This window comes from Corallococcus sp. AS-1-6 (assembly GCF_020037015.1).
In the GTDB taxonomy this organism is placed as follows: Bacteria; Myxococcota; Myxococcia; order Myxococcales; family Myxococcaceae; genus Corallococcus.
Map to the genome: position 1 here is coordinate 108,060 of NZ_JAIQDE010000027.1, position 23,468 is coordinate 131,527.

The 23,468-nt window shown below is 71.1% G+C and carries 20 protein-coding genes; 8 read left to right on the forward strand and 12 right to left on the reverse strand.

The genetic code is table 11. The annotated features are described in order from the left end of the window. Positions 1–4 precede the first annotated feature (4 nt). Together K8612_RS30340 and K8612_RS30345 are read right to left on the reverse strand one after the other, a co-directional pair. Complete coding sequence (locus K8612_RS30340) at positions 5–1,477, reverse strand: MBOAT family O-acyltransferase (RefSeq protein WP_223764824.1); 1,473 nt, start codon at positions 1,475–1,477, stop codon at positions 5–7. 3 nt (positions 1,478–1,480) lie between these two features. After that, positions 1,481–4,228: a GDSL-type esterase/lipase family protein gene (locus tag K8612_RS30345; RefSeq protein ID WP_223764825.1), complete on the reverse strand. Its 2,748-nt coding sequence runs from the start codon at positions 4,226–4,228 to the stop codon at positions 1,481–1,483. Positions 4,229–4,356: 128 nt separating this feature from the next. Here K8612_RS30345 and K8612_RS30350 point away from each other — a divergent pair, with 128 nt between their 5' ends. The 5 genes from K8612_RS30350 (at position 4,357) to K8612_RS30370 (ending at position 11,141) form a co-directional block, all read left to right on the forward strand. Beyond that, entirely contained in the window at positions 4,357–4,791 is a 435-nt protein-coding gene (locus K8612_RS30350) for a RidA family protein (protein WP_223764826.1), read from the forward strand. Positions 4,792–4,892: 101 nt separating this feature from the next. Next, positions 4,893–5,954, forward strand: coding sequence for a mannose-1-phosphate guanylyltransferase (locus tag K8612_RS30355; protein ID WP_223743903.1), 1,062 nt, complete (start codon positions 4,893–4,895; stop codon positions 5,952–5,954). A 220-nt stretch (positions 5,955–6,174) separates the two neighbouring features. After that, positions 6,175–8,616, forward strand: coding sequence for a protein kinase (locus K8612_RS30360; protein WP_223764827.1), 2,442 nt, complete (start codon positions 6,175–6,177; stop codon positions 8,614–8,616). A 169-nt stretch (positions 8,617–8,785) separates the two neighbouring features. Next, positions 8,786–10,156: a phosphomannomutase/phosphoglucomutase gene (locus tag K8612_RS30365; RefSeq protein WP_223743902.1), complete on the forward strand. Its 1,371-nt coding sequence runs from the start codon at positions 8,786–8,788 to the stop codon at positions 10,154–10,156. 52 nt (positions 10,157–10,208) lie between these two features. After that, positions 10,209–11,141, forward strand: coding sequence for an ROK family protein (locus K8612_RS30370; RefSeq protein ID WP_223764828.1), 933 nt, complete (start codon positions 10,209–10,211; stop codon positions 11,139–11,141). 46 nt (positions 11,142–11,187) lie between these two features. Here the strand turns inward: K8612_RS30370 and K8612_RS30375 are convergent, their stop codons facing one another. Together K8612_RS30375 and K8612_RS30380 are read right to left on the reverse strand one after the other, a co-directional pair. Beyond that, the gene (locus K8612_RS30375; protein WP_223764829.1) at positions 11,188–12,243 is read right to left on the reverse strand and encodes an oxidoreductase; all 1,056 of its coding nucleotides are present in this window, start codon (positions 12,241–12,243) and stop codon (positions 11,188–11,190) included. 63 nt (positions 12,244–12,306) lie between these two features. Beyond that, a complete protein-coding gene (locus K8612_RS30380) occupies positions 12,307–13,203 on the reverse strand; it encodes a DUF547 domain-containing protein (protein ID WP_223764830.1) in 897 nt (298 codons plus the stop codon). A 101-nt stretch (positions 13,204–13,304) separates the two neighbouring features. Here K8612_RS30380 and K8612_RS30385 point away from each other — a divergent pair, with 101 nt between their 5' ends. Further along, positions 13,305–14,306, forward strand: a complete 1,002-nt coding sequence (locus K8612_RS30385) for a Rieske 2Fe-2S domain-containing protein (protein WP_373692149.1) — start codon at positions 13,305–13,307, stop codon at positions 14,304–14,306. Positions 14,307–14,345: 39 nt separating this feature from the next. Here K8612_RS30385 and K8612_RS30390 read toward each other — a convergent pair whose 3' ends face one another. Together K8612_RS30390 and K8612_RS30395 are read right to left on the reverse strand one after the other, a co-directional pair. Next, complete coding sequence (locus tag K8612_RS30390; protein ID WP_223764832.1) at positions 14,346–14,555, reverse strand: hypothetical protein; 210 nt, start codon at positions 14,553–14,555, stop codon at positions 14,346–14,348. 144 nt (positions 14,556–14,699) lie between these two features. Beyond that, on the reverse strand, positions 14,700–16,097 hold the full coding sequence (locus tag K8612_RS30395; RefSeq protein ID WP_223764833.1) for a TolC family protein: 1,398 nt from the start codon (positions 16,095–16,097) through the stop codon (positions 14,700–14,702). A gap of 202 nt (positions 16,098–16,299) precedes the next feature. Between K8612_RS30395 and K8612_RS30400 the strand changes: the two genes are divergently transcribed. Beyond that, positions 16,300–16,785: a MarR family transcriptional regulator gene (locus K8612_RS30400; protein ID WP_223764834.1), complete on the forward strand. Its 486-nt coding sequence runs from the start codon at positions 16,300–16,302 to the stop codon at positions 16,783–16,785. A 10-nt stretch (positions 16,786–16,795) separates the two neighbouring features. On the opposite strand, the gene K8612_RS30405 is transcribed toward K8612_RS30400, so the two are convergent. The 6 genes from K8612_RS30405 to K8612_RS30430 form a co-directional block, all read right to left on the reverse strand. Next, positions 16,796–17,593, reverse strand: a complete 798-nt coding sequence (locus tag K8612_RS30405; RefSeq protein ID WP_223764835.1) for an energy transducer TonB — start codon at positions 17,591–17,593, stop codon at positions 16,796–16,798. A 17-nt stretch (positions 17,594–17,610) separates the two neighbouring features. After that, a complete protein-coding gene (locus tag K8612_RS30410) occupies positions 17,611–18,048 on the reverse strand; it encodes a biopolymer transporter ExbD (RefSeq protein WP_120589507.1) in 438 nt (145 codons plus the stop codon). A 3-nt stretch (positions 18,049–18,051) separates the two neighbouring features. Beyond that, positions 18,052–18,744: a MotA/TolQ/ExbB proton channel family protein gene (locus tag K8612_RS30415; protein WP_223743893.1), complete on the reverse strand. Its 693-nt coding sequence runs from the start codon at positions 18,742–18,744 to the stop codon at positions 18,052–18,054. A gap of 219 nt (positions 18,745–18,963) precedes the next feature. Next, a complete protein-coding gene (locus tag K8612_RS30420) occupies positions 18,964–19,959 on the reverse strand; it encodes an aldo/keto reductase family protein (protein ID WP_223764836.1) in 996 nt (331 codons plus the stop codon). A 42-nt stretch (positions 19,960–20,001) separates the two neighbouring features. After that, a complete protein-coding gene (locus tag K8612_RS30425) occupies positions 20,002–20,613 on the reverse strand; it encodes a DUF3226 domain-containing protein (protein ID WP_306799749.1) in 612 nt (203 codons plus the stop codon). A 32-nt stretch (positions 20,614–20,645) separates the two neighbouring features. Next, positions 20,646–21,740, reverse strand: coding sequence for an ATP/GTP-binding protein (locus K8612_RS30430; RefSeq protein WP_223743890.1), 1,095 nt, complete (start codon positions 21,738–21,740; stop codon positions 20,646–20,648). Positions 21,741–21,915: 175 nt separating this feature from the next. Here K8612_RS30430 and K8612_RS30435 point away from each other — a divergent pair, with 175 nt between their 5' ends. Further along, positions 21,916–23,454 (forward strand): hypothetical protein, encoded by a 1,539-nt coding sequence (locus tag K8612_RS30435; protein WP_223743889.1) that lies wholly within the window; start codon positions 21,916–21,918, stop codon positions 23,452–23,454. Positions 23,455–23,468 lie beyond the last annotated feature (14 nt).

A 23,468-nucleotide genomic window follows, 5' to 3' on the forward strand; every position in this document is an offset into this window, starting at 1 on the left:
GTCCTCAGAACTGCAGGTACACGTACGGCCGGGTCTCCAGCGTGGACAGTTGGCGGATGCCCAGGCCCAGGAGCACCAGCACCACCGCTCTCGCGGGCGCGGGCAGCTTGAGGAAGACGAGCGCCGCCGTGTCGTAGAGCTTCATGGGCAGCGTGTGCGCAATCACGGCGATGGCCAGCATGCTCCACACCAGCGGGCCCACGTTCGCCAGGCCTGGGATTCCCGCCAGCATCCGCGCGTAGAACTCACCCGCGTGCGCCATGTCCGGCGCCCGGAACACCACTCGCGTCAACACCACCAGTGTGAACGTGGCCAACATCCCGGCCGCCACGCGCACCGGGCCCGGCTCCTGCTGCTTGCCCTTGAACCACCACCAGCACCGCACCCCGCACAACGCCACGCCGTGCACCGCGCCCCAGACCGCGAAGCGCCAGTCCGCCCCGTGCCACAGGCCTCCCAGCACCATCACCATCATCAGGTTGAAGCACACCCTCGGCTTCGACCGCCGGTTGCCGCCCAGCGGGATGTACAGGTAGTCCCGCAGCCATGACGACAGGCTCATGTGCCAGCGGTTCCAGAACTCGAACAGGTTCTTCGCCAGGTACGGCCGCGCGAAGTTCTCCGGGAACTTGAACCCGAACAGCGACGCCACCCCGATCGCGATGTCCGAGTACCCCGAGAAGTCGTAGTACAGCTCCAACGTGTACGCGACCGCCGCCACCGCGCACTCCGCCGACGAGTACGCGTGCGGACTGCCGAACACCGGATCCACGATGCCGCTGCCCAGCACGTCCGCGATGACCAGCTTCTTCACCAGCCCCACGGCGATGCGGAACAACGCCTTGTTCCCGTCGTCCGACGACAGCGTGGGCACCTCCCGGAAGTGCGCCATCAGCTCCGACGCGCGGACAATCGGGCCGCTCAACACGCGCGGGAAGAACAACATGTAGAGCAGGTGCTCCACGAACGAGTGCTCGGAGCTCGCCTTCCCCTTGTACACGTCCACCGTGTAGCTGATGGACTGGAACACGAAGAACGACAGGCCCACCGGCAACAGGAGATGGAACGGCTCCGGCCGCACCTCCACGCCCCACGGCCCCAACAGCGACGCCACCGTCCTGCGCAGCAGCTCCAGGTACTTGAAGCCCGCCAGCAGCCCCAGGTTGGAGACGATGGACAGCACCACCAGCGCCTTGCGCAGCCCCGGCCGCTCCGTGGCCCCCATCCCCTTCACCAGCAGGTGGTCCACCGTCACCCCCGCGATGAAGATGAACAGCGGCACCAGCTTCACGACCAGCTCGCCGGGCGGCATCCCGCCCACGAACGCCGTCAGCGGCACCTGGAGGAACGACACGTAGACCAGCAGGCTGGCCGCCAGCAGCAACAGCATCCGCGGCCAGTAGTGCCGGTGCACCGCCCAGTAGAGCGCGAACACCGCGATGACGAAGACGACGTACTGGAGGCTGTGGGACAGCACGGCTCAGGGCGCTCCCGCGGCGGAGGCCGTCGGCTCGCCGCCCTTCTTCGTGGACTCGTACGCCGCCATCAGGTCCTTCACGAACGCGTTCGCCAGCACCGCGTACCCCTGCGGCGTCAGGTGCACCCCGTCCGCGTGGCCCAGCGGCTCCGGCTGGCGCTGCCAGCGCTGCATGGAACGCTCACCGCCCATCGCCGCGCGCGCGGACCAGTACGCACACCCGGCGTCCTTCGCCACCAGCGGCAGCGTGTTCAGCACCTTCGAAAGCGACGGCGCCTCATCCCACCGGCCGTTCGCGTCCTGCTGGAGCCGGTCCGTGGGCCCGATGAGCAGGCACTCCGCCCCCGTCGCCTTGCGCATCCGCGCAATCAACGCCGCGTAGTCCTGGCGCAGCCCGTTCGCGTCCAACCCCGGCAGCTCCGCCTCGTTGGTGCCGTACCAGAACACCAGCAGGTCCGGACGGCGCGCGGTCAACTGCGCGTCCATCGCCGACGCATCCATGTCCCGCGCCGTGAACGCCGTGGCCCCGGGCAACCCCAGCGCGTCGTACACCAGCCCCGGCGTGTCGTATTCCAGTGACGCGCCCAGCACCGTCGCGCTCCCGCCCCCCTCCGGCACCTTCACCTGGACCGAGTGCGCCACCCCCGTCACCGGGAACGAGCGGATGCGCACCGTGGGCTGCGTCAGCGGCTCCGGCGGTGGCGCCTCCGGCGGAAGCTCCTCGCCGTCCACCGTGATTTCAGGCGCCGCGGCCCCCGGCGCGTCCAGCGCGTACAGGTCCAGCCGGCCCTGGCGGTTCTTGTCCTCCGCGCAGCCTTCACAGAAGGAGATGCCCAGGCTCGCGCCGGGCGCGCCCACCGCGCGGATGCCGGTGAGCCCCCAGATGCTTCCGGAGGCGCCTCCGGGCGTGCTCTTCGCGTCCTCCACCGTCCACGGGCCGTCCAGCGTGCGCGTCACGCGCGCCGCCTCCAGCCGGGACGACGGCTTGCCCGCCGCGATGAAGCCCCGGCCCGCGTCACCGAAGCGCTTCGTCAGCGCGTCGCGGACCTTGTCGGAGAAGTAATGCGCCGCCGTGTGCGACGCGCCGAGTTGCGCGATGCCCACGCGCAGCTTCGCGCCGGACTCGCGGCGGGCCAGCGACTCGAACGTGCGGCGCAGCGCCGGGGTCGCGTCCCGCAGGCCGGTCATGTCCGTGCCGGGCACGCGCGGCGGATGCGTGCGCGCGAAGGCCCGCTGCAGCGCCAGGTCGAACAGGTGGCCCAGCAGGTTGGAGCCGCGCACGCGCGGGTGCACCAGGTCCTCCAGCATCAGGCCGGACTCCAGCCACTTGAGCGCGGAGCCCTCGCCGCCCATCGCCGCCAGCGTGTCGTAGAAGGCGCAGCCTCCCGCGCGCGCCTCCTCGCGGAACACCTCCGCCACCTCCGCCGAGTGCCGGCGGGTGATCAGCTCGCCGCTCAGCGTGCGCACGCCCGCGTCGATGGGCGACATCACCAGGCACGCCGCGTCCGGCACCGCCGAGCGCACGCGCGACACCAGCTCCTTCATCTGCGTGCGGACCTCGTCCAGCGTGGTGCGCTCGCGCGAGAGGAAGAACGCCTCGTTGCCGCCCACCATCAGCACCACCAGCGACGGCTTGCGGTGCTTGAGCTGCGCACGGAACGCCTGGGGCTGCGCGCGCAGGTACACCTCCGCCATGCCGCCCAGCAGGCCCACCGTGTCGTAGACGACGCCCGGCGTGCCCGACTCCACCGACACACCGTGCAGCTCCGTCTTGCCGCTGGCGGTGAGCGTCAGCGTCTTCGCGCCCTCGGGAATCCGGAGCCGCGCGAAGGCGGCCTCCGCCCTGGGCCCGAACGCGCGCGTCTGGATGCGCTGCGTGTTCTTTCCGTCCACCGCCACCTGCACGGCGCCGTTGGCGGGCTGGGCCAGGAAGAACAGCTCCGCCTCGCGCGCGCCCTCCACCGAGTAGCGGGTGGCCTGCGCGGGGCCGCTCGTGGAGAAGGCCACGCCCGTCCAGCCCACGCGGTCCCTGGGCCAGTGCGTGTCCACCAGCCGCTCCATCTTCCAGCCGTCAGTGCTCGCGGTGCCCGCGCGCGTGGCGCGGCCGGCGCTCGCCAGCCGGTGGATGTAGAGGAAGCCCGGGCCGCCCGAACCGAAGCGCTCCTGGAGCCGGTCGCGCACCACGTCCGTGATGTAGTCGGAGGCGATCAGCGAATCGCCCAGGTGCACCACCCGCACCGGCGTGCGCCGCGTGTCCGCGCGCAAATCTCCCAGCGCCTTCATGAACGGCGCCAGGCCGTCCTCTTCACAGGTCCCGTCCGCGCGCGTCTTGCGGCAGTTGAGCTCGATGTCCACGTGCTTCGCGCCCATCCGCTCGCGCAGCGCCTCCAGCTCCCGCGCGGTCGCCAGCGTGGGGGCGCTCAGCTCCTCCAGGCCGATGCCGGGCACGGCCGGGGCTTCCCCCACCTGCGGGCCCGCCCGCGGATCCGTGTCGTTGGCGGCGGTGTCCGCCTCCGCGACCGCGGCCGGCGGGGCGTCCGGGACCATCGTGTCCGAGGGCGGGCGCGGGGCCTTCACGCCGCGCAGGGACGCGGGCAGCGCGATCGCCGCCAGCTTGGGCCCGAGCGAACCTTCCTGACGGAGGCTGGGGAGGGGGCGGTACTTCTCCGGCAATGGCGCCAGGGACAACCCCACCGCCAGCAGCACGGTGAAGGCCAGCGTCCATCCGGTGGATGTGGGCTTGAGGCTCAACGCCGGGGCATGAGACTGGCTTTTCGGGGGCGGGTCAAAACTCTGCCCACATTGTCGCGCCCCATCCCTCGGAGGGCAGGCGGCCGGGCCCCCTTCACATCGTCGGGCCAGATGGGAGACGGTGGGGCATGGGACAGAGCTCAGACTCCTCGAAGACGCCGACCGTGGTGCTGACGAATCCGAAGGGGTTGTTCGACCCGGCGCCCTATGGCTTCTCACACGTGGCGCAGGTCGCGCCCGGCACCCGGCTGATCTTCCTGGCGGGGCAGGGGGGAGAGCGTGAGACGGGCGCGCTCGAGCCCGACTTCCGCCTCCAGGTGCGGCAGGCGTTCAGGAACATCCGGACGGCGCTCGAGTCCGTGGGAGCGGGCGTCGGTGACGTCGCCAAGCTCACGATGCTCGTGGTGGACCACACGGAGGAGAAGCTGCGCATCATCGGCCCTGAACTGGACGCGGCCTGGAACGGCCGCATGAAGCCGACCTGCACGCTGATTCCCGTCCCCCGGCTGGCACTGGACGGGATGCTCTTCGAGGTGGAGGCCATCGCGGTCCTGCCAGCCTGAGCGGCGAGCAGCCCCCTTCCTCCGCTGGCGCGAAGCGCTATGGTGCGCCGCCGTGCGCGCCGGGCCGGGCCCGACGTGCCCCTAGGAGCTCGCACCCGCATATGGCCCTCTATCCCGTCATCATGGCCGGAGGCTCCGGCACCCGCTTCTGGCCGCTGTCCCGCCAGGCCCGTCCGAAGCAGTTCCTCCCGCTGGCCTCCAAGCAGCCGCTGCTCACCGACACCGCCCAGCGCCTCAAGGGCCTGGCGCCGGTGAAGAACACCTTCATCGTGTGCGGCCCCGTGCACGCGAAGACGGCCGCGAAGCTGGTGAAGGGGCTGCCCAAGGGCAACCTCCTGGTGGAGCCCGTGGCGCGCAACACCGCGCCCGCCATCGCGCTCGCCGCGCTCCAGGTGGCCGCGCGCGACCCCCAGGGCGTGCTCGCGGTGCTGCCGTCGGATCACCACGTCGCGGACGTGAAGGGCTTCCAGCGCACGCTCGCGGAGGCCGCGCGCATCGCGGAGGGCGGCCACATCGTCACGCTGGGCATCAAGCCCGCGCGCCCGGAGACGGGCTACGGCTACATCCAGGTCGGTGACGCGCTGGAGGGCGGCGGCCGCCGCGTGAAGGCGTTCAAGGAGAAGCCCGACCTCAAGACGGCGCAGGAGTACCTGGCCGGCGGCGACTACCTGTGGAACGGCGGCATCTTCGTCTTCCGCGCGGACGTGATGCTGGCGGCCTTCCAGAAGCACATGCCGGAGATGCAGAAGGGCCTGGACGCGCTCCAGAAGGCCGCGGGCAAGCGCACCTTCCCGGCCGTGCTCAAGCGCGTGTTCCCCAAGCTGCCCTCCATCTCCATCGACTACGGCGTGATGGAGAAGGCGGAGAACATCGCGGTGCTGGACGGCGACTTCGGCTGGTCCGACGTGGGCTCCTTCGCCGCCATCCCCGAAGTGCGCCCCGCGGACGCGCAGGGCAACGTCGTCTCCGGCGACGCGGTGCTGGTGGACTGCACCAACTGCGTGGTGCTGTCCGACAAGCGCACGCTGTCCGTCGTGGGCATGCACGACGTGGTGGTGGTGGACTCCGGTGACGCCGTGCTCGTGGTCCCCAAGGACCGGAGCCAGGACGTCCGCAAGGTCGTCGAGGCCCTCAAGGCGAAGAAGCGCACCCGCCTGCTGTAGGCCTGGAGGCGACTCCGCCTCCTGTTTCACTCCACACGTTTCTTCCCGGGGGGCCCTGTCGTTTCTACAGGGCGCCCTGGTTCGTTTTGCGGGGTTTGCTGGCACTCGCGGGTGTTGGAGTGTCGCCGCGCGGACGAAAGCGGGCCCCGCGCACGAGGCGCGCGGGTTGCAAGTCCATGCCGGGTCCGCCCCATTTCCGGGGCGACAGGCGGGGATGGCGATGGGCTGCAAGCGCTGCGTGGGCGAACACCGGGATGGGGAGGCGTGCCCCGTCGCTGCCCGGCCTCCGGTGCCGGGGGACTCGCTGGAGGGTCAGCGGCACGGGCCGCTGCTCTTGAAGCGCCGGCTGGAGGTGGGGGCGGTGGCGTCGGTGTACCTGGCGGAGTACGTGCCCACGGGGCACCGCTTCGCCGTGAAGGTGCTGCACGCGCACCTGGCGGCCCGTCCCGCCGTCCGCGCGCGGTTCATCGCGGAGGCGCTGGCGCAGCGCAACGTCGTGCACCGCCACGTGGCGCGCGTGCTGGACGTGCGCCACGGCCCGCAGGGGCTGCCGTGCGTACTCCAGGAGGCGCCGGAGGGCGAGTCGCTGAGCGCGATGCCCCTGCCGCTGTCGCCGGCCGAGGCGGGCGAGGTGCTGGAGCAGGCGCTCGCGGGGCTGGAGGCGGCGCACGCGCGGGGCGTGGTGCACGGGGACCTCACGCTGGACTCGATGTTCGTCACGCGCGACGCGAAGGGCGAGCGGCGCGTGCGGGTGCGCGACTTCGGCGCGGGCGCGGTGCGGGAGGCGGCCCTGTCGCAGGACGAGCGCGCGCAGGGAGTGACAGTGGGCTCGCCCACGTTCATGGCGCCCGAGCAGTGCGCGGGGATGAACGGCGGTCCGCGCGCGGACCTGCACGCCATGGGCGTGGCGGGCTACCTGCTGGTGACGGGCCGGCTGCCGTTCGGCCTGGGGCGCTCCGCGGACGTGACGCTGTTCCCGCCGCACACCCTCAACGCGAGCGTGCCGCCCGCGTTGTCCACCGTGCTCCTGCGCGCGCTGGCCGCGAAGCCGGAGGAGCGCTTCGACAGCGCGTGGGCCTTCCGCGTCGCGCTCGCGGAGGCGCTGGGCATGAAGGCGCCGGTGCGCGACGCGTCCGCGGATGCTCCCGAGGACGTGTCGGAAGTGGAGGAGGTCGCCGCGGCGGAGGAGACCGCCAGGACGCGCGACGCGGCGGACGACTTCGACATCGTGGAGGACGTGCCCGAATGGGGCATCGCCGCCACGTCCGTGGAGGACGCGGCGTTGCGCGCGGCGGATGGCGCGCCGCCTGACGTCCGCCCCGGTGAAGGCGGCATGCGCGCGGAGGTGGCCGCGTTCTGGGCCTCCGCCGTGGCGCTGCTGGGGGACGCCGAAGCGGAGCCGCCGCGCGCGTCCCAGGCCGGCTCCTCGGGCTCCGCCGCCGGTGCCACGCCGGCCCCCATCCTCCTGGTGCAGCCTGCCGCGTCCCAGGCGCCGGCCAGGACGATGCAGCTTGGCCTCGTGGAGCCGAACCCGCTCCAGACGGCCGCGCCCATCCTGCTGGTGGATCCGGCGTCGCCGCTGGACGTTGCGGCGCAGGCCGCGGTGAACCCCACGTCCACGCTGGGCGCCGCGGCCATCCCGTTCATGACCCTGGCGCCTTCACTGGAGCCCGCGTCCGTCCCGTCGCCTCCGCCCATTCCTCTGGTGGACGTCGTTCATGACGCCGCGCCCATCCCGCTGGTGAACCCCGTGCCGCCGCTGGAGGCCTCCGCGCCCCGCACGGACGCGCCCGCGGACCTGCGCGTGCGCCTGGGCCTCACGCCGGGCGAGGTCCTCCAGCCCGTCTCCGTGAGCGACGTCGCCCCCGAGGGCCTCTTCGCCGAGTGCCAGGGCTCGCTGCCCCCGCTCGCCGCGCGGCTGACGGTGGAGGTGTCCTTCCGGGGCGAGACGGCCCTGGGCGCCTGCGACGTCGTCCGCCACGTCACCTTCGACGAGGCGCGCACCTGGAACGTGCCCGCGGGCGTCTTCGTCCACTTCTCCGACGAGTTCCCCGCGCTGGGCCGGCTGCTCTCCCGCGCCCTCATGGAGGACGCGGAGCCCGCGCCCGACGCGGAGCTCGCCCGGCTGCTGTCCCGCGCGGAGGCCGTCGCCCGGGACCCCTACACGCTGCTGGGCGCGAAGCACGACGCCGACTTCGGCGACATCCACCGCCGCGCCCAGGCCGCCCTGCGCCGCCTGCTCGCCTTCCAGCACCGCCCGCTGCCCACCGGCCAGCGCCAGGCCCTGGAGGCCCTGCGCGTGCGCGTGCTGGCCGCGCAGCGGATGCTCGGTGAGCCGCTCTCCCGCGTCGGCTACGACGCCACCCGGGGCAACCTGGGCGGTCTGGCCCGCTGCGTGGCCGCAGGCGTCCCGGAGCCCACCATGGAGGCCCTGCGCAGCGCCTTCCTCGCCGCCCGGCCGGAGGTGGAGAAGAAGGCCCGCACCCTCTTCACCCAGGGGCACGCGTTGGAGGTCCAACGGGCCGTCCCGGCGGCGCTGGAGCGCTACGCGGAGGCCCTGAAGCTGGACCCGCTGAACACGTCCTGGCTGAAGCACTACCAGGCGCTGCGGCGGCGGGTGCCGGCCGGTGCCGGAGCCCAGGCCCCCGGGGCCATGGCCTGATGGGGGCCATCAGCCTCCGCCGGGGGTAGGTTCCGCCCTCCCCGGGGGGCCGGGCGTTCAACAGTCAGCCGGGCCCGTTCGGGTGTGTGCAGCCCCCGGGCCCGCTCGTGTAGTGTCCGACGCCTTCCGTTACGCCCTCCCGGTTCCTGTCGAGGGTGGGGACACTGCCATGAACGCGCACATCTTCCGCGAGTACGACATCCGAGGTCTGGTGGACAAGGACCTCACCATCGAGGTGGTGGAGCTCCTGGGCCTGGGCCTGGGCACCATGATCCGCCGCAAGGGCGGCACCTCCATCGTGGTGGGCCGCGACTGCCGCGAGTCCTCCACGCGCTTCCGCGACGCGCTCGCGAAGGGCCTCACCGCCACCGGCCTGGACGTCTACGACGTGGGCGTGGTGCCGACGCCGCTGACCTACTTCGCGGCGAACACGCTGCCCGTGGACGGCCTGGCGATGATCACCGGCAGCCACAACCCGAAGGAGTTCAACGGCTTCAAGATTGGCGCCGGCAAGACGACCTTCCACGGCCCCGAAATCAAGGAGCTGCGCCGCCTCATCGAGGCGAAGGACTTCGCGACCTCCGACAAGCCCGGCAAGGTCTCGCCCTTCGACATCATCACGCCCTACAACCACTTCATCCGCCAGACGGTGAAGGTGGGCCGCAAGGGGATGAAGATCGTCATCGACGCGGGCAACGGCACGGGCGGCGCCATCGCGGTGCCCCTGTTCGAGAGCATGGGCTTCGACGTGGTGCCCCTGTTCTGCGACATGGACGCGGACTTCCCCAACCACCACCCGGACCCCACGGTGGTGGAGAACCTCCAGGACCTCATCCAGAAGGTGAAGGAGGTCAAGGCGGAGGTCGGCATCGCGTACGACGGCGACAGCGACCGCATCGGCGTCATCGACGACCAGGGCAACGTGCTCTGGGGTGACCAGCTCATGGTGCTCTTCAGCCGCTACGTGCTGAAGGAGGCCCCGGGCGCGGCCATCATCGGCGAGGTGAAGTGCAGCTACACGATGTACGACGACATCGCGAAGCACGGCGGCAAGCCGGTGATGTGGAAGGCCGGGCACTCCCTCATCAAGTCGAAGATGAAGGAGGAGCACGCGGAGCTGGCCGGTGAGATGAGCGGCCACATCTTCTTCAAGCACCGCTACTTCGGCTTCGACGACGCGGTGTACGCGTCCGCGCGCCTGCTGGAGATCCTCACGCACGAGAAGCAGTCCATGTCGCAGTTGCTCTCCGACGTGCCGAAGACCTTCGCCAGCCCCGAGCTGCGCTTCGACACGACGGAGGAGAAGAAGTTCGCCATGGTGAAGCGCGCCACGGAAATCCTTCGCGACGCGGGCCACAAGGTGGTGGACGTGGACGGCGTGCGCGTGACGTTCCCGGACGGCTGGGGGCTCATCCGCGCGTCGAACACGCAGCCCATCCTGGTGCTGCGCTACGAGGCCAGCACGGAGGCCCGCGTGAAGGAGATCCAGGCGCTCATCGAGAAGACGGTCGCCCAGGCGCAGAAGGACGTCGGCGTCTGAGCGCCGGTGCGCCACGCGAAGCACACGCACGCACGTAACGGAGGAGCGGGACATGCCGACGCTGGGAATCGACCTGGGCGGGACGTTCGCCCGGGCCGCGGTGGTGGACGGGAAGGGTGAAATCCTCGCGAGCGCCAAGGTGGCGGTGCAGGACCGCAAGCCGCAGGGCGTGGTGGAGACCATCGCGCAGGCGGCGGAAGAGGCGGTGAAGAAGTCCGGCGTGAAGGTGGACGGCTGCGGCGTGGGCGCGGCGGGGCAGATCCACAAGGACACGGGCGTCATCTCCGTGGCGCCCAACCTGGGCTGGCGGGACGTGCCGCTGGCCCAGATGCTCACGAAGCGGCTGGGCTTCGGCGTGAAGGTGGTGAACGACCTGTCCGCGGCGGCGTGGGGCGAGCTGCACGCGGGCGCGGGGCGCGGCGCCCAGGACATCCTGGTGGTGTTCGTGGGCTCCGGCGTGGGCAGCGCCATCATCTCGGACGGGCGGCTGGTGAACGGCGGCGGCGGCGTGGCGGGCGAATTGGGCCACATCAAGGTGGTGCCCGGCGGCCGGCTGTGCGGCTGCGGTGAGCACGGCTGCCTGGAGGCGTACGCGGGCGGCCACAACCTCATCGCGCAGACGAAGGAGCTGCTGGCGTCCGGCAGCTCGCGCGTGCTGGAGAAGCTGACCAACGACGACCCGGACACCATCACCCCGGTGACGCTGGAGACGGCGGCGGACGCGGGTGACGTGAAGGCGAAGGAGATCCACTCCCGCGCGGCGCAGTTCCTGGCGCTCGCGGTGGCCAACTACGTGACGGTGCTCAACCCGTCGCGGCTGGTGCTGGGCGGCGGTGTGCTGACGCACTGCCCGGGCATCAAGCGGCAGGTGCTGGACGGCGTGCAGCAGTGGTCCTCCCGCGTGTCGCGCGAGGGCCTGCTCATCGCCGACGCGGAGCTGGGCGACGACAGCGGCATCATCGGCGCGGCGCTGCTGGTGAAGTGAAGCACGCGGCGCGGGGAGGAGGCTCCCCGCGCCCATCGCCTCCGGTTCAGCGCTTCCCGGGAGCCGGTGGCGCCGCGAAGGTCAGCTTCGCGATGCGCCCCTCCTCACCCACGGCCCAGGCGGTGTCCCGCGTGCGCGGCGGCGTGGACACGGCGTGGAAGCCGGTGGCGTCCAGCGGCTCCCACGTCCTGCCCGCGTCCTTCGACACGTCCGACCCCGTGGGCCCCACGGCGACGAGCCACATCTTCCGCTCGCGCGTGAGTTGCGCCACGCAGGAGCGGTAGCCCCCGGGCGGCTTGCCCGGCACGGTCCACTGGCGCTTGCCCGCGTCCAGCGTGAGCGCCGCGTTGCCGGTGGCCACCTCCGGCTGCTTGTAGTTGCCGCCCACGGCGATGCCCGCCAGGGGGCTCCAGAAGGAGAGCGAGAACACGCCCGCGCCTTCCCCCGTGGCCAGCGGCGTGGGCGCGATGCCCCAGGTCCTGCCCCGGTCCGCCGAGTGCAGCACGCGCGCGGCGGAGCCCCCCAGCCCGAACCAGACGTTGGATTTGCCGTACACGGCGATGCTCGTGCCGCTGGCCGCGAAGCCCGCCTCGCCCGCGAGCGCCGCCGGCAGCGCCCCTGGCGGCACGGGCTTCCACGTCGCTCCGCCGTCCTCCGTGGTGATGACGACGAAGTGCCCGTCCACGGGGTCGCTGAACGCGATGCCGTGCTGTTCATCCCAGAAGGCCATGCCGTTGAAGAAGGCCCCGGGCACGGCGTTGGTGAACTGGAGCGTCCAGTGCGCGCCGCCGTCCGTCGTCTTGTAGATGCGCGACTTGTCGCCCGCGCCAATGGACAGCACGTAGGCGGTGCGGTCGCTGAAGGCATCCACGTCGCGGAAGTCCAACGCCTCCGCGTCCGGCACGGGTGCCCGCGTCCACGTCCTGCCGCCGTCCGAGGTGCGCACGACGGTGCCCTTGTCGCCGCTGGCCCACGCCACCCGGGAGTCCACCGCGCTCACGCCGCGCAGCCGCACCGTCGTCCCGCTCGCCTGCGGCTCCCACTTCAGGTCCGCGCTCCCCAGGGCCAGCCACGTCGCCAGCCACACCGCTCCCATCGTCATGTCCCGGTGCCTCCCTGCGTGTTCCTGCCGCGATGGCGGGACGCTAGCCGAGAAGGGGCCGTGTCAGCGCCGCTGCTCGGCGGTGCTCGCGGCGTCGGGCAGCGAGGTGTCCTCGGGGACGAAGTCGATGCGGCATCTGTCCAGGTCCGGACCGCAGGCGCGGTCCAGGTCGCCGCGCGTGTCGCAGCCCGGGCGCTCCTCGCAGGTGTCCGGCAGGAAGGCCCAGACGAACTGGAGCACGTTGCCGCCCCGGCCCTCCGGCAGCGCGTTGAGGAAGTCCTGCTTCCGCTCCTCGAACAGGTGCGCCAGGCGCACGGTCTTGTCCTCCAGCTTCACGTTCCGCGCGTCCCCCATGTACCGGCGGCTGGCGTCGTTGAGCTGGGCGTCCAGGAACTCCGGCTGGTAGGGCGCGCCGTCCAGCCGGGGCCCGCCGCGCGTCCCCCGGAAGAGGGCGAAGTGCACGCGCGGGTCGGCGTACCTGCCCAGGAGGATGCGCTGCTCCAGGGCGTACAGCGTCAGCCGCTCGCCCCCCACCGGCCACGTGCGGCCCCAGTAGAAGCGTCCGAACCAGGACGCCTCCACGCCGCTCGGGTAGCGCTCCACGAGCTGCAGGAGCACCAGCGCGTTGTACGCGTTGATCCAATACGCCATCGCCTCCTGGGTCGTCGGGAAGAGCTCCGGCCGCCGGTGCGGCGACACCGCCGCGAGCGACCCGACGAAGCGCTCCAGCGCCGCGCGGTCGCGCTGAAGGCCCTGGAAGTCCAGGTCCCCGCTGGGGCGCACGTGGTTGAGCGCCTGCGCATAGTCCGCGTAGCCGAAGGGGCCGGACGCGGGGGGCACCGGCGCCGGCAGTGCGCCGCGCACGTACAGCCACGCTCCCGCGGCGAGCGCCACCAGCACGGCCAGGGTCGCCACGGCGAACCAGTGCACGCGGAGGCGGGGAGGGACGGGAGCATTCACGGCCAGGCAGTCTACGCCACCCACCTGGGTCCGCCGCGACAGACCGCTATACTGCGCGCGCCATGGAGCCTACCCCCGACGTCGTCAGGCACTTCCATCCGGTGCTTCCCTCCCGCCAGCTCCGCCGCCAGCCCGTCCGCGTGGAGCTGGCCGGCCATGCCTACGCGCTCTTCCGGGACGCCTCCGGGCGGGCCGCGGCGCTGTCGGACGCGTGTCCGCACCGCTTCGCGCCGCTGTCGAAGGGCACCGTGACGAAGGACGGACAGCTCCAGTGCCCGTACCACGGCTGGCGCTTCGACGCGCGCGGCCACGGCACCAACCCCAGCCAGCCGGAGCTGCGCCACTGCGAGGCCAGGAGCTTCCAGGTGGTGGAGCGCCACGGCTACCTCTGGCTCGCGCACGCGGACACCCCGGAGTCCGCGATGCCGGAGCTGTCCGGCGGGGACTACGTCTTCGGCGGGACGTTCTCCACGCTGTTCCAGGCGCCGCTGCACGTGGCGCTCGACAACTTCAGCGAGGACGAGCACACGCCCTTCGTCCACACCCGGCTGGGGTGGAGCGGCGCGCAGGCGGGCGCGGTGGAGTTCGAGGCGCACAACCACGACGACCACACGGAGGTGCACTACCGCGCCCCGCAGCGGCCCGCGCCCATCATGCGCCTGCTCGCGGTGGGCCGGGGGGACGTCTTCCGCAATGACTGGGTGACGCGCTTCGACCCGGTGCGCAGCGTCTACACCGTCAGTTGGGCCACGCCTTCAGGGGCGCCGCGGCCCTTCATCACGCAGGCGCACATCTTCTTCGTGCCGGAGACGGCGCGCACCACGCGCCTGCACGTCTTCTCCTTCCTGCGCACGACGGTGCCCGCGCTGAGGCCCCTGCTGCCGGTGGCGGCGAAGGCCGCGCTGGGGCTCACCTGGTGGGAGGTGCGCGATGACGCGCGCTTCATCCCCACCGTGGCGGACACGCCCTACAGCCACAAGGGCATGCGGCTGGACAAGTACGACAAGCCGCTCGTCCACCAGCGCAAGCTCATGGAGCGCATCTACTACGCGCACCCGCCTGAACCGGCGCTGCCCCAGGTCCGCGACGCCACCGGCACCTGAACGACGGGCGGCCGTGGCATCGCGAGGACCGGCGGGCCCTCAGTGCATGGGCGCGGGCTCCTCGTGGACGGGCACCGCCTCGCCCGCGCGGGCCTCGTAGGCGTTGCAGCCGCTGTCGCCGGAGACCACGAGCGCGAACTGCTTGAGCTCCGGCTGGTTGCAGCTCTGCGTCGCGTCGTCGCTCGGCTCGTCGCTGTTGCCCGCGAAGAAACGGCAGTTCTTGCAGTTGCCCCAGGATGCATCCGCCATGGTTCCCTCCTCGTGGAAACGGGTCCTACAGAGGAGGGTGGGGCCGGTGACGAACCCCCACAACGAAGCACCTGCTTCCCGCCCGGGAGGGCAGGGGACCCGGCGCCCTGAAGCAGGCGCCGGGAATTCCACCTCACGCCGCGCCTACGGCTGGGGCGCGGGCTGCTGCGGGGCCGGCTGCTCCTGGGCGGGCTGCGGCGGGGCCGGCTGCTCGCGCGGCGCGCCCGCGCCGGGCTGGGCACCCAGGGCGGCCGCCTCCTTCTTCACCGAACCGGACTCGAAGGAGCCCAGCGAGTTGAGCAGGCGCAGCGCGGCGAGCGACGCCTGGAGGCGCTCGGACACGAAGCCCACCTCCGCGTTGGTGAGCGCGGTGTTGGCGTCCGCGACCTCCAGGTAGGTGGCGACGCCCGCCTTGAAGCTGACGTCCGTCAGGCGGTTGGACTCGCGCGCCAGCTCCAGGGCCTCCTCGGCCTTGGCGCGGTTGGCCAGCGCGTTCTCCAGGTCCAGCTTGGAGCGCCGCACCTCCTCCTTCACGCGGGCCTGCGCCAGCGCCTGGGTGACGGTGGCCTCGCGCACGCGCGACGACGCCTCGGAGAGGTTCGCCTCGCGCAGGCCGCCGTCGAACAGCGTCCAGCTCGCGCCGAAGGTGATGGCCCAGGTCTCGTTCTGGCCGGTGAAGCCCGCCGCGTTCGCGATGCGGTAGGCGCCCGTGACGCCCAGCGTGGGCAGGTAGCTCAGGATGACGCCCGTCTTGTTGATGCGGCTGAGCTTCAGGCCCACTTCCGCGGCCTGCACGTCCGAGCGGTCCTGGATGGCCTGGTTCACCAGCTCGTCCGGCGACGCCTGCGCGGGCACCGTCGGCTCCGGCGGCGGGGCCAGGTCGAAGTCCGGCTCGCGCTGGATGAGCGTGCCCAGCGCCAGCTTCAGGCCCGCGAGCGCGTTCTTCGCGCGCACCAGGTCCTGCTCCGCGCGCGAGCGGTCCAACTGGGCGCGCAGCAGCGCCACGCGCGTCACCGTGCCCGCGTCGAACCGGGCCTGGGTGTCCTTCTCCCGCGCCTGGTTCAGCTCCAGCAGCCGCTCCTGCGCGCGCAGCGCCTCCTGCTGCGCCGCGGCGCCGTAGTACGCCTGCGCCACGCCGAAGAGCACCTGCCGGCGCGCCGTCTGCGTGTTGAGCTCCGCCAGCCGCACGGACTTGTAGGAGGCCGCGATGCCCGCCCACAACTGCGGCGCGATGATGGCCTGCCGGATCTCCGCCTGCGCGCCCTGCTGGATGAGCGGCTGGATGGTGATGTCCACCGGGGCGATGGGGCCCGCGGGGATGATGGCCGCCACGTTGTTGCGCGTGATGGACGCGCCCACGCTGATGTTCGGCAGGTAGCCCGACCAGGCCTTGCGCGTCGCGAGCGATGCCTGCTCGAAGCGCTCCTGGGCGATCTTCAAATCGAGGTTCTGCTGGCGGGCGGACTCCAGCGCCTCATCCAGCGTCAGTACGGGCGCCGCTGCCAGGGTGGCCGACAGGGACAGCGCCAGAAAGGGACTCATACCGCTCGACCTCCTCACCGACCCGCGGAAGCGCGAGGCGGATCCGTCCTGGGGACGACTGCGTTGCGTCCTCTACCCGACCTTGGCGCGGCGTTGAAGTAATCCGCACTGTCGGATGTTGGAATATGCGGAATGTAGTAGCGGTCAATGGTTGATGATGTCAATTGTTTATGTGCGTCTGATGACTTAACGTAACTTCACTATGAACGGCTTCAGCGACGGTTCCAGCGAGCAGGTGACGCGCCGGCCGGCGTCCACCGACGTATCGGAGGGCGGGAGTGGGCTGCCCGAGCAGGCTTGGACGCTCCTCTTCGAGCTGCTGCACACGCACATGCGCAACTTCCCCGCGCTGGCGGCGGAGTTCGAGCTGTCTCCGGTGCAGGCGCACGTGCTGAGGCAGTTGGGCGAGGGCGCGCTCGCGATGAGCACGCTGGCGCACTACCTGTCGTGTGACGCGTCCAACGTGACGGGGCTGGTGGACCGGCTGGAGGCGCGCGGGCTGGTGGAGCGCAAGAGCAGCGAGCAGGACCGCCGCGTGAAGATGCTGGTGCTGACGGAGGCGGGCGCGGAGCTGCGCGGCCGGCTGATGGCGCGGCTGGGTGCGCCGCCGCCGCTCATCGCCGCGATGCCGGACGAGGACCTGGCGGCGCTGCGCGACATCATGCGCCGCGCGCTCAAGACGCAGTAGCGCGCGGCCTTCAGTCCAGCAGGAAGGTGTACGAGTACTTCATCTCCGTGGCCACCGGCTCGCCGCCCTTGATGGCGGGCTTGAAGCGGAAGCGGCGGATGGCGTCGCGCGCGGCCTCGTTGAGGCCGTAGCCGGGCCCGGAGATGACCTTCACGTTGCTCACCTTGCCCTCCGCGTCGATGCTGATGGACAGCGTGACGGTGCCCTCGATGCCGGCGCGGCGCGCCTCGTCCGGGTAGGGAATCTTCACCTCGGACGCGACCGACGGCTCCGTGTCCACCTGGTACACGGGCACGTACTTCGGCGCGGAGTAGCCCTTCACGTCCTGGGGCGCCTTCGCGGGGCCGTTGGCCTTGCCGTAGGCGGTGTTGCCCACGGGCGCGGCGAAGGAGCCCGCGCTGGTGGTGGACGACAGGGTCATGCCCACCACCAGGGGCGGCGGCTTCGCGGACGGCTCCGGCGGCGGCGTGTCGTTGGGCGGCGGCGGGGCCTCCGTGGGGGGCGGGGGCTTGGGCGCCTCCGCGACCTTGATGGGCGGCGGCTTCACCTTCACCTTCGGGGGCGGCGGAGGCGGCGGCTTGGGCTCCTCCGGCTTCTCCTCCGGAGGCGGCGGAGGCGGCTTCTGCACCTCCACCATGACCAGCTCCACCGGCTTCTGGATGGCCGCGAGCTTGCGGCCCTCCAGGGTGGAGAGCAGGCCGAAGCCCACCCCGTGCAGCGCGAGCGACACGAGGACGAACACGAGCAGGAACCGCGTGGAGCGGTCGCGCTGGGGCAGGGGAGAAGGGTCGAGGACCGCCTGGCTCATCGTCGCTCAGCCTCGTGTCAGGGCGTGGCGGGCGCGGCCCGGGCGGGGGCGGCGTCCTTCTCGATGTTGAGGGCGAACTTCGCGATGCCCTGGCCCTTCACCACGTCGATGAGGCGCATCACGCGGCCGTAGGCGAGCGTCTGGTCCGCGCTGATGATGGCGCGCGTGTCCTTGTCCTTGGCCACGGCCTCCGTCACGCGGCGGGACAGGTCCGCCTCCGTCACCTCCGCGCCGTCGAAGTAGAGCTTGCCCTCCTTGTCGAGGACGACGTTCACCAGGCCCTGCACCGTCTCACCGCCGTTGGCGGCGCGGGGCAGGTCCACCTCCACCGTCTCGCGGACGATGAAGTTGGCCGTCACCATGAAGATGATGAGCAGCACCAGCACCACGTCCACCAGCGGGGTGACGTTGATGCCGGAGATTTCCTCGTCGCTGTCGTTCGCGCCGCCGGCCATGGGCTAGTTGCCCCCCGCGGCGCCCGGCTTGCGCGCCTTCATGGCGCCCACGAGCGCGTGGCCCAGGGCGGTGGTGCGGCTGGTGAGCGTCTTGAGCTGACGGTTGAAGATGTTGAAGGCGACCACGGCGGGGATGGCGACGGCGAGGCCCACGGCGGTGGCGACGAGCGCCTCCGAGATGCCGGCCATCACCGTCTGCTGCATGGCGCCGCCCTTGGCGTTCATGGCGCCCAGGTCGTTGAAGGCCTTGATGATGCCGAGCACCGTGCCGAACAGGCCGATGAACGGGGCGTTGTTGCCCAGGGTGCCCAGGATGGACAGGCCGCGCTCGTACTGGGGGCGCTCGCGGGCGACGGTGGACGCGATGACCTGCTCCACGGTGTCGGGGCCCTGGGGCGCGGAGGCCAGGGCCTCGCGGATGACGGCGGCCTCCATGCCCTTCTGGTTCTTCACCTCGCCGGCCACGGCGTCGAACTCGCCGCGCGCCAGGCGCACCGCCAGGGCCTCCGAGTTGGGCAGCCGGTGGCGCGAGAAGTAGACGGCGCGCTCCAGCATCACCGCGATGGAGAGGATGGACAGCGACACGAGCAGCCAGAGCACCCACTCAGCGCTGCCCAGCGTCACCCCGAGCAGCTTGCTGCTCAACCATCCGAGTTCGGGTTGGGCCGCCTGGGCCAGGAGGAGGAAGGACGTCATGTGGAAAATGCCCGGTTCAAGAGTGGGACCGCTCTAACGCGCGGCGCAGTCTCTTGTTCCCCCCGACTTAAAAGTCAAATGGAACGGGGGGGAGTTCACCCCGCTGTCGCGTGCCGTGGGACGGGCGCGGTGAAACCAGGGCGCGGATGTCATATGGCGGGCACGGGGCGGGGCGGGCGTGGGAGCGCCTGTCCTGCGGGGTGGGCGGCCGTACGACTTTCAGGGCCTGCGGCTGGGGCTGGTGGTCTGCGCGGGGTCGCGCTCCACGACGGGGCCGAGGATGGAGTCGATGCGGCGCATCAGCTCCGCGTCCAGCTTCACGCCGGTGGCCTTCACGTTGTCGAGCACCTGCTCCGGCTTCGTGGCGCCGATGATGGCGGAGGAGACGCTCTTGTTCTGGAGCACCCAGGCGATGGAGAGCTGCGCCATGGACAGGCCGGCCTCCTGGGCCAGCGGCTTGAGCTGCTGGACGCGGGTGAGCACGTCGTCCGTCATGAAGTTGGTCATGAAGGACGCGCCCTGTTGGGTGGCGGCGCGGGTGTCCGCGGGCGGGGGCTTGCCGGGGAGGTATTTGCCTGAGAGCACGCCCTTGGCCATGGGGGACCAGACGATCTGGCCCAGGCCCTCGGCGTCGGAGGTGGGGATGACCTTGGACTCGATGACCCGCCAGAGCATGGAGTACTGGGGCTGGTTGGAGATGAAGGGCACGCGCAGCTCGCGGGCGAGCTTCGCTCCGGCGGAGATCTGCTCGGCGGTCCACTCGGAGACGCCGATGTAGAGCGCCTTGCCCTGGCGGACGATGTCCGCGAACGCGAGCATGGTTTCCTCCAGGGGCGTCTCCGCGTCGAAGCGGTGGGCCTGGTAGAGGTCCACGTAGTCCGTCTGGAGGCGGCGCAGGGAGCCGTGGATGGACTCGATGATGTGCTTGCGCGACAGGCCGCGGTCGTTCTGGCCGGGGCCGGTGGGCCAGTAGACCTTGGTGAACAGCTCGTAGCCTTCGCGGCGCTGGCCCTTGAGGGCGCGGCCGAGCACGGCCTCCGCCTTGGTGCCGGCGTAGACGTCGGCGGTGTCGAAGGTGGTGATGCCCGTGTCGAGCGCCGCCTTCACGCACGCGACCGCGGCGTCCTCCTCCACCTGGGAGCCGTGGGTGAGCCAGTTGCCAAAGGAGATTTCACTGACCTTCAGACCGCTGCGACCAAGGAATCGGAAGTTCATGGGGGCGGCACAGTAACCGCCGCCTTCGGAGGTCGCACGGGTTCAGGAGAAGCAGCGGTGGAACCAGGCCACGAAACGTTGAGCTTCGGGCGAGTCGTGGCTCAGGACCTTGCTGGCGAGGGCGACGCCGAATGGGAGGCCCGGGTCCAACTGCCATGCGAGCCATGCATGGAGGGCGCCCTTCACGTGGTCCTGGGGACGCAGTGGAGCGCCTTGATTCAGCGCATCCGTGGTGGTTGTTCGTGCGTGGGGCCAGAGGGTGTCATCGGCAGGGACGAGCTTCTCGATGAACTCCTCGATCCGGCCGGGCAGGGCATTGTCTGGCATGACCCAGATGCCCAGTCGGGAGTTGGGACGAAGGCCGGAGAGGAGGGTTCCTCCGGGCTCGGGGGCATCAGGGACCGTGATGCTGAGTTGTTCGAGGCAGGTCTTGAGCTGGTGCCAGCGGTTGTACGGAGGCAAATCCGCGTCGAAGACCAGTGCGAGCCGGTCATGTGTCTTGAGCGCGGTGGACAGGAGTGTTTTTTCGAGCAGCTTCTCCACGCCACCCACGTCCTCAACATAGGGACGCTTGAGCGTTGCATCGTCCCAGTCGTAGCCGTGCCGCTTCAATAGATGGACGAGGGTGTGCTTGTCGTCTGGCCCCTCGACCATCAAGCGGTAAGGGCTCTTGGGAGACGGCGGGCTCACCGGATCTCCATTTCGTGTCGTGCGGCGGCGAGGAGTTCGTCCGCCGAGTACGGCACGTTGTGCTCGGCGTTCCGTTCAATGCGGTGAACGGAGATAATGTCTCGGAGTCCCTGCTGCTCTTCGTAGAGCGCAGCGAGAGCTCGAACACAGTCCAGGCTGTGGGTCGTCGCGAGGAGCTGCACGTTCAGTCGCTTTGCAGCTTCCGTCACGAGCCGCCACATCCTCACCATCACGGAGTGATGGAGGCCCGTGTCGATTTCGTCCACGAGCAGATAGCCGCCCGCTGCGTTAACGAGGTTCAAGCCCAACACCAACAGCCGGTTGATTCCCTCACCCATGCTGGCAAGGGGAATGCGCTGGTCGGAGTCCTTCAGCTTGATAAAGATGGTCGCTGCCGAAAAACCAGAACTTCCAGCGAGTGCGGCGATCCGTTCGATGCCAGGTTCGATGATCTGGAGAACCTGGGTGACCAATGCTTCTTCTGGAGTCAGGACAACATCGTCCCAGAGCTCTCGAATGGTCATCAGCGGCGGGGCGGATGTCTGGATGAAATGCACTCGTGGGGGAGGAGCGGCTGGGTTCACTGCCAGCCTTCGAGCGGTTTGGAACGCGTTGGGCAGCAACCCCTGCTCTGAGAGAGGTTGACTTACCGCGACAAACCGATCGCTCTCCACCGTGAGTCCAAGGGGAGCCTCAAGTTGCAGCCCGGATGCAACCTGTTCCGCGACGGTGAGCGCGGCATTGGGTGAATACGGCTCAATGCGTCCTTCAAAGAAACATGGTTCGGGTGTGGATGCCTCGATTCGAAACGTAGGGCGAAGCTTGAGGTCGTGGCCGAAGAAGAGGTGGGCAACCTCTAGACGCGAAACCACTCCAGTCCCGTCCTCAATGCGGACGTTGACCTCCCCTCGCCTCGAAGGCGCACGCGCGATTACGGAAGGCGAGCTGCCCGCCAGCGCCAGTTCAGCGGCCTCGAGCACCGACGTCTTACCCGTGTTGTTGGCTCCCACTAGCAGGCTGACACGGGTCAGTCCCTCAACCGTGAGGTTCCGGAGGGAGCGGAAGTTCTGGATCCGCAGGGACGTCAGCATGGGGAGGCTCCGGCAGAGGCAGGCTCCGTCCCTCTAGCACAGCGGAACCGGCCACGGTTTCTCATGACGCGAGAGGCTGCCCGCTCCGTCCTCCCGACCGTCCACGGCGGGATTCGACCGTTCCCGGGCGTCGCTTGTGAACGGTGGGCCGGGTGTCCGACACTGGCTTCCACGCATGGCCGCCAGTGACGAACGCCGCTTCCAGTCTCTCGTGCTCGCGCCCATCCGGCGCGTGCAGCGGCGGCTCAACGTGGTCGCCTGGACGGGCGCGGGCATCGCCCCCCTCTGGGCCCTGGCCACCGCTTGCGTGGTGTCGCGGTTGCTCTTGCGCCACCTGGCTGTGTGGGCCGTGCCTCCGCTCGTCGTCGCGGGGCTGGCGTGGTGGTTCGTTCGTGCCCGGTCGCGCGGCGTGTCGCTGGAGTACGCGGCGGTGCTCGCGGACCGCTCGGCTAACGCGGGCGGCCTGCTGCTCACGCGGCTGGAGCGGCCCGTCGGCGAGTGGGAGCTGAGCCTCAACCAGTTCGCCCAGCAGGTGAAGCCTCCGGAGGTTCCCTGGCGCCGGCCCGTGGGCGCGCTGCTGGGCGCGCTCGTGTTCCTCGCCGTGGGGTTGCTCGTGCCGCTGCCGGCGCCGCGCGCGTCGAACATCAACGCCGCCGCCGCGACCCAGGTCGCCGCCGTGCAGGCCCAGGCCGAGGCCCTGGCCCGCGAGGAGCCCCTGGGGCCCGACGTCGAGGAGGAGCTGCGCCGGCTGTCCGAGGAGGTGGCGCAGGGGCGCTTCGACTCCGCGGATTGGGAGGCCGCGGATGCCCTGGAGCAGCGGCTCGCCGAGCGCGCCTCCGAGGCCGCCGCCGAGCTCAACCGCGCCTCCGAGGCCGCCGCTGAATTGGAGGACGCGCTCGCCGCCGCTGGCGGTGCGGAGGCCGCCACCCGGGAGCGCGAGTCGCTGGAGCAGGCGCTGATGGCGCTGGAGGCTCGCGCCAACGGGAACGCCGAGGACTCCGCCTCCGGTGAGCAGGACGCTCCCACGTCCGAGCGGAACGGCCAGGGGCAGGGCGCCGGTGAGCAGGAGGGCGACACGCAGGGGCAGGGCGGCGACACGCAGGGCTCGGGTGCTTCGTCCCGCGAGGCCCAGGCCCGCGCTTCCGCCCGCGCGCAGGCCTCCGGTTCGCCGGATCAGCTCGCCGACCTGCGCCGCACGCTGGAGCGCCGGCAGCAGTCCCTGGCCCAGCGCTTCGGTGAGGAAAACGCAGCGCGAGGGACCCGCGGCGCCCAGGCCCGGCGTCCCACCCGGCGGCAGCAGTCCGGACAGGGACAGAGGGGGCAGGGCCAGAGGGGGCAAGGCCAGGGCGAAGGGGAAGAGGGCGACGGCGAGGGCCAGCAGGGCAGCCAGCACGCGAGCCGGAACACACGGCAGGGCACGGGCGATGGCGCGGGCGTGGGCCGGGGCGGGGAGAGCCAGCCGCTCGTCTTCGGCGGCGAGGCGGAGATGGATCCGAACCGGCTCGCGTTCCAGCCGCTGCCGGAAGGCAACGGCGGCGAGGCGGAGGAGCTGTGGGGCCTTCGCGCAGCGGATCCGCGGGCCCGGACGGGGCAGGCGGGGCCGTCCAGCGCGAAGGGCACGGGCGCGACGGGCGATGCGACGGCGGGACCGACCTCCGGTCCGCTGCTGCCTCGCAACCGCGACCTGGTGAAGCGGTACTTCGGTGGTCCGTAGTCCAGAAGGGGGAA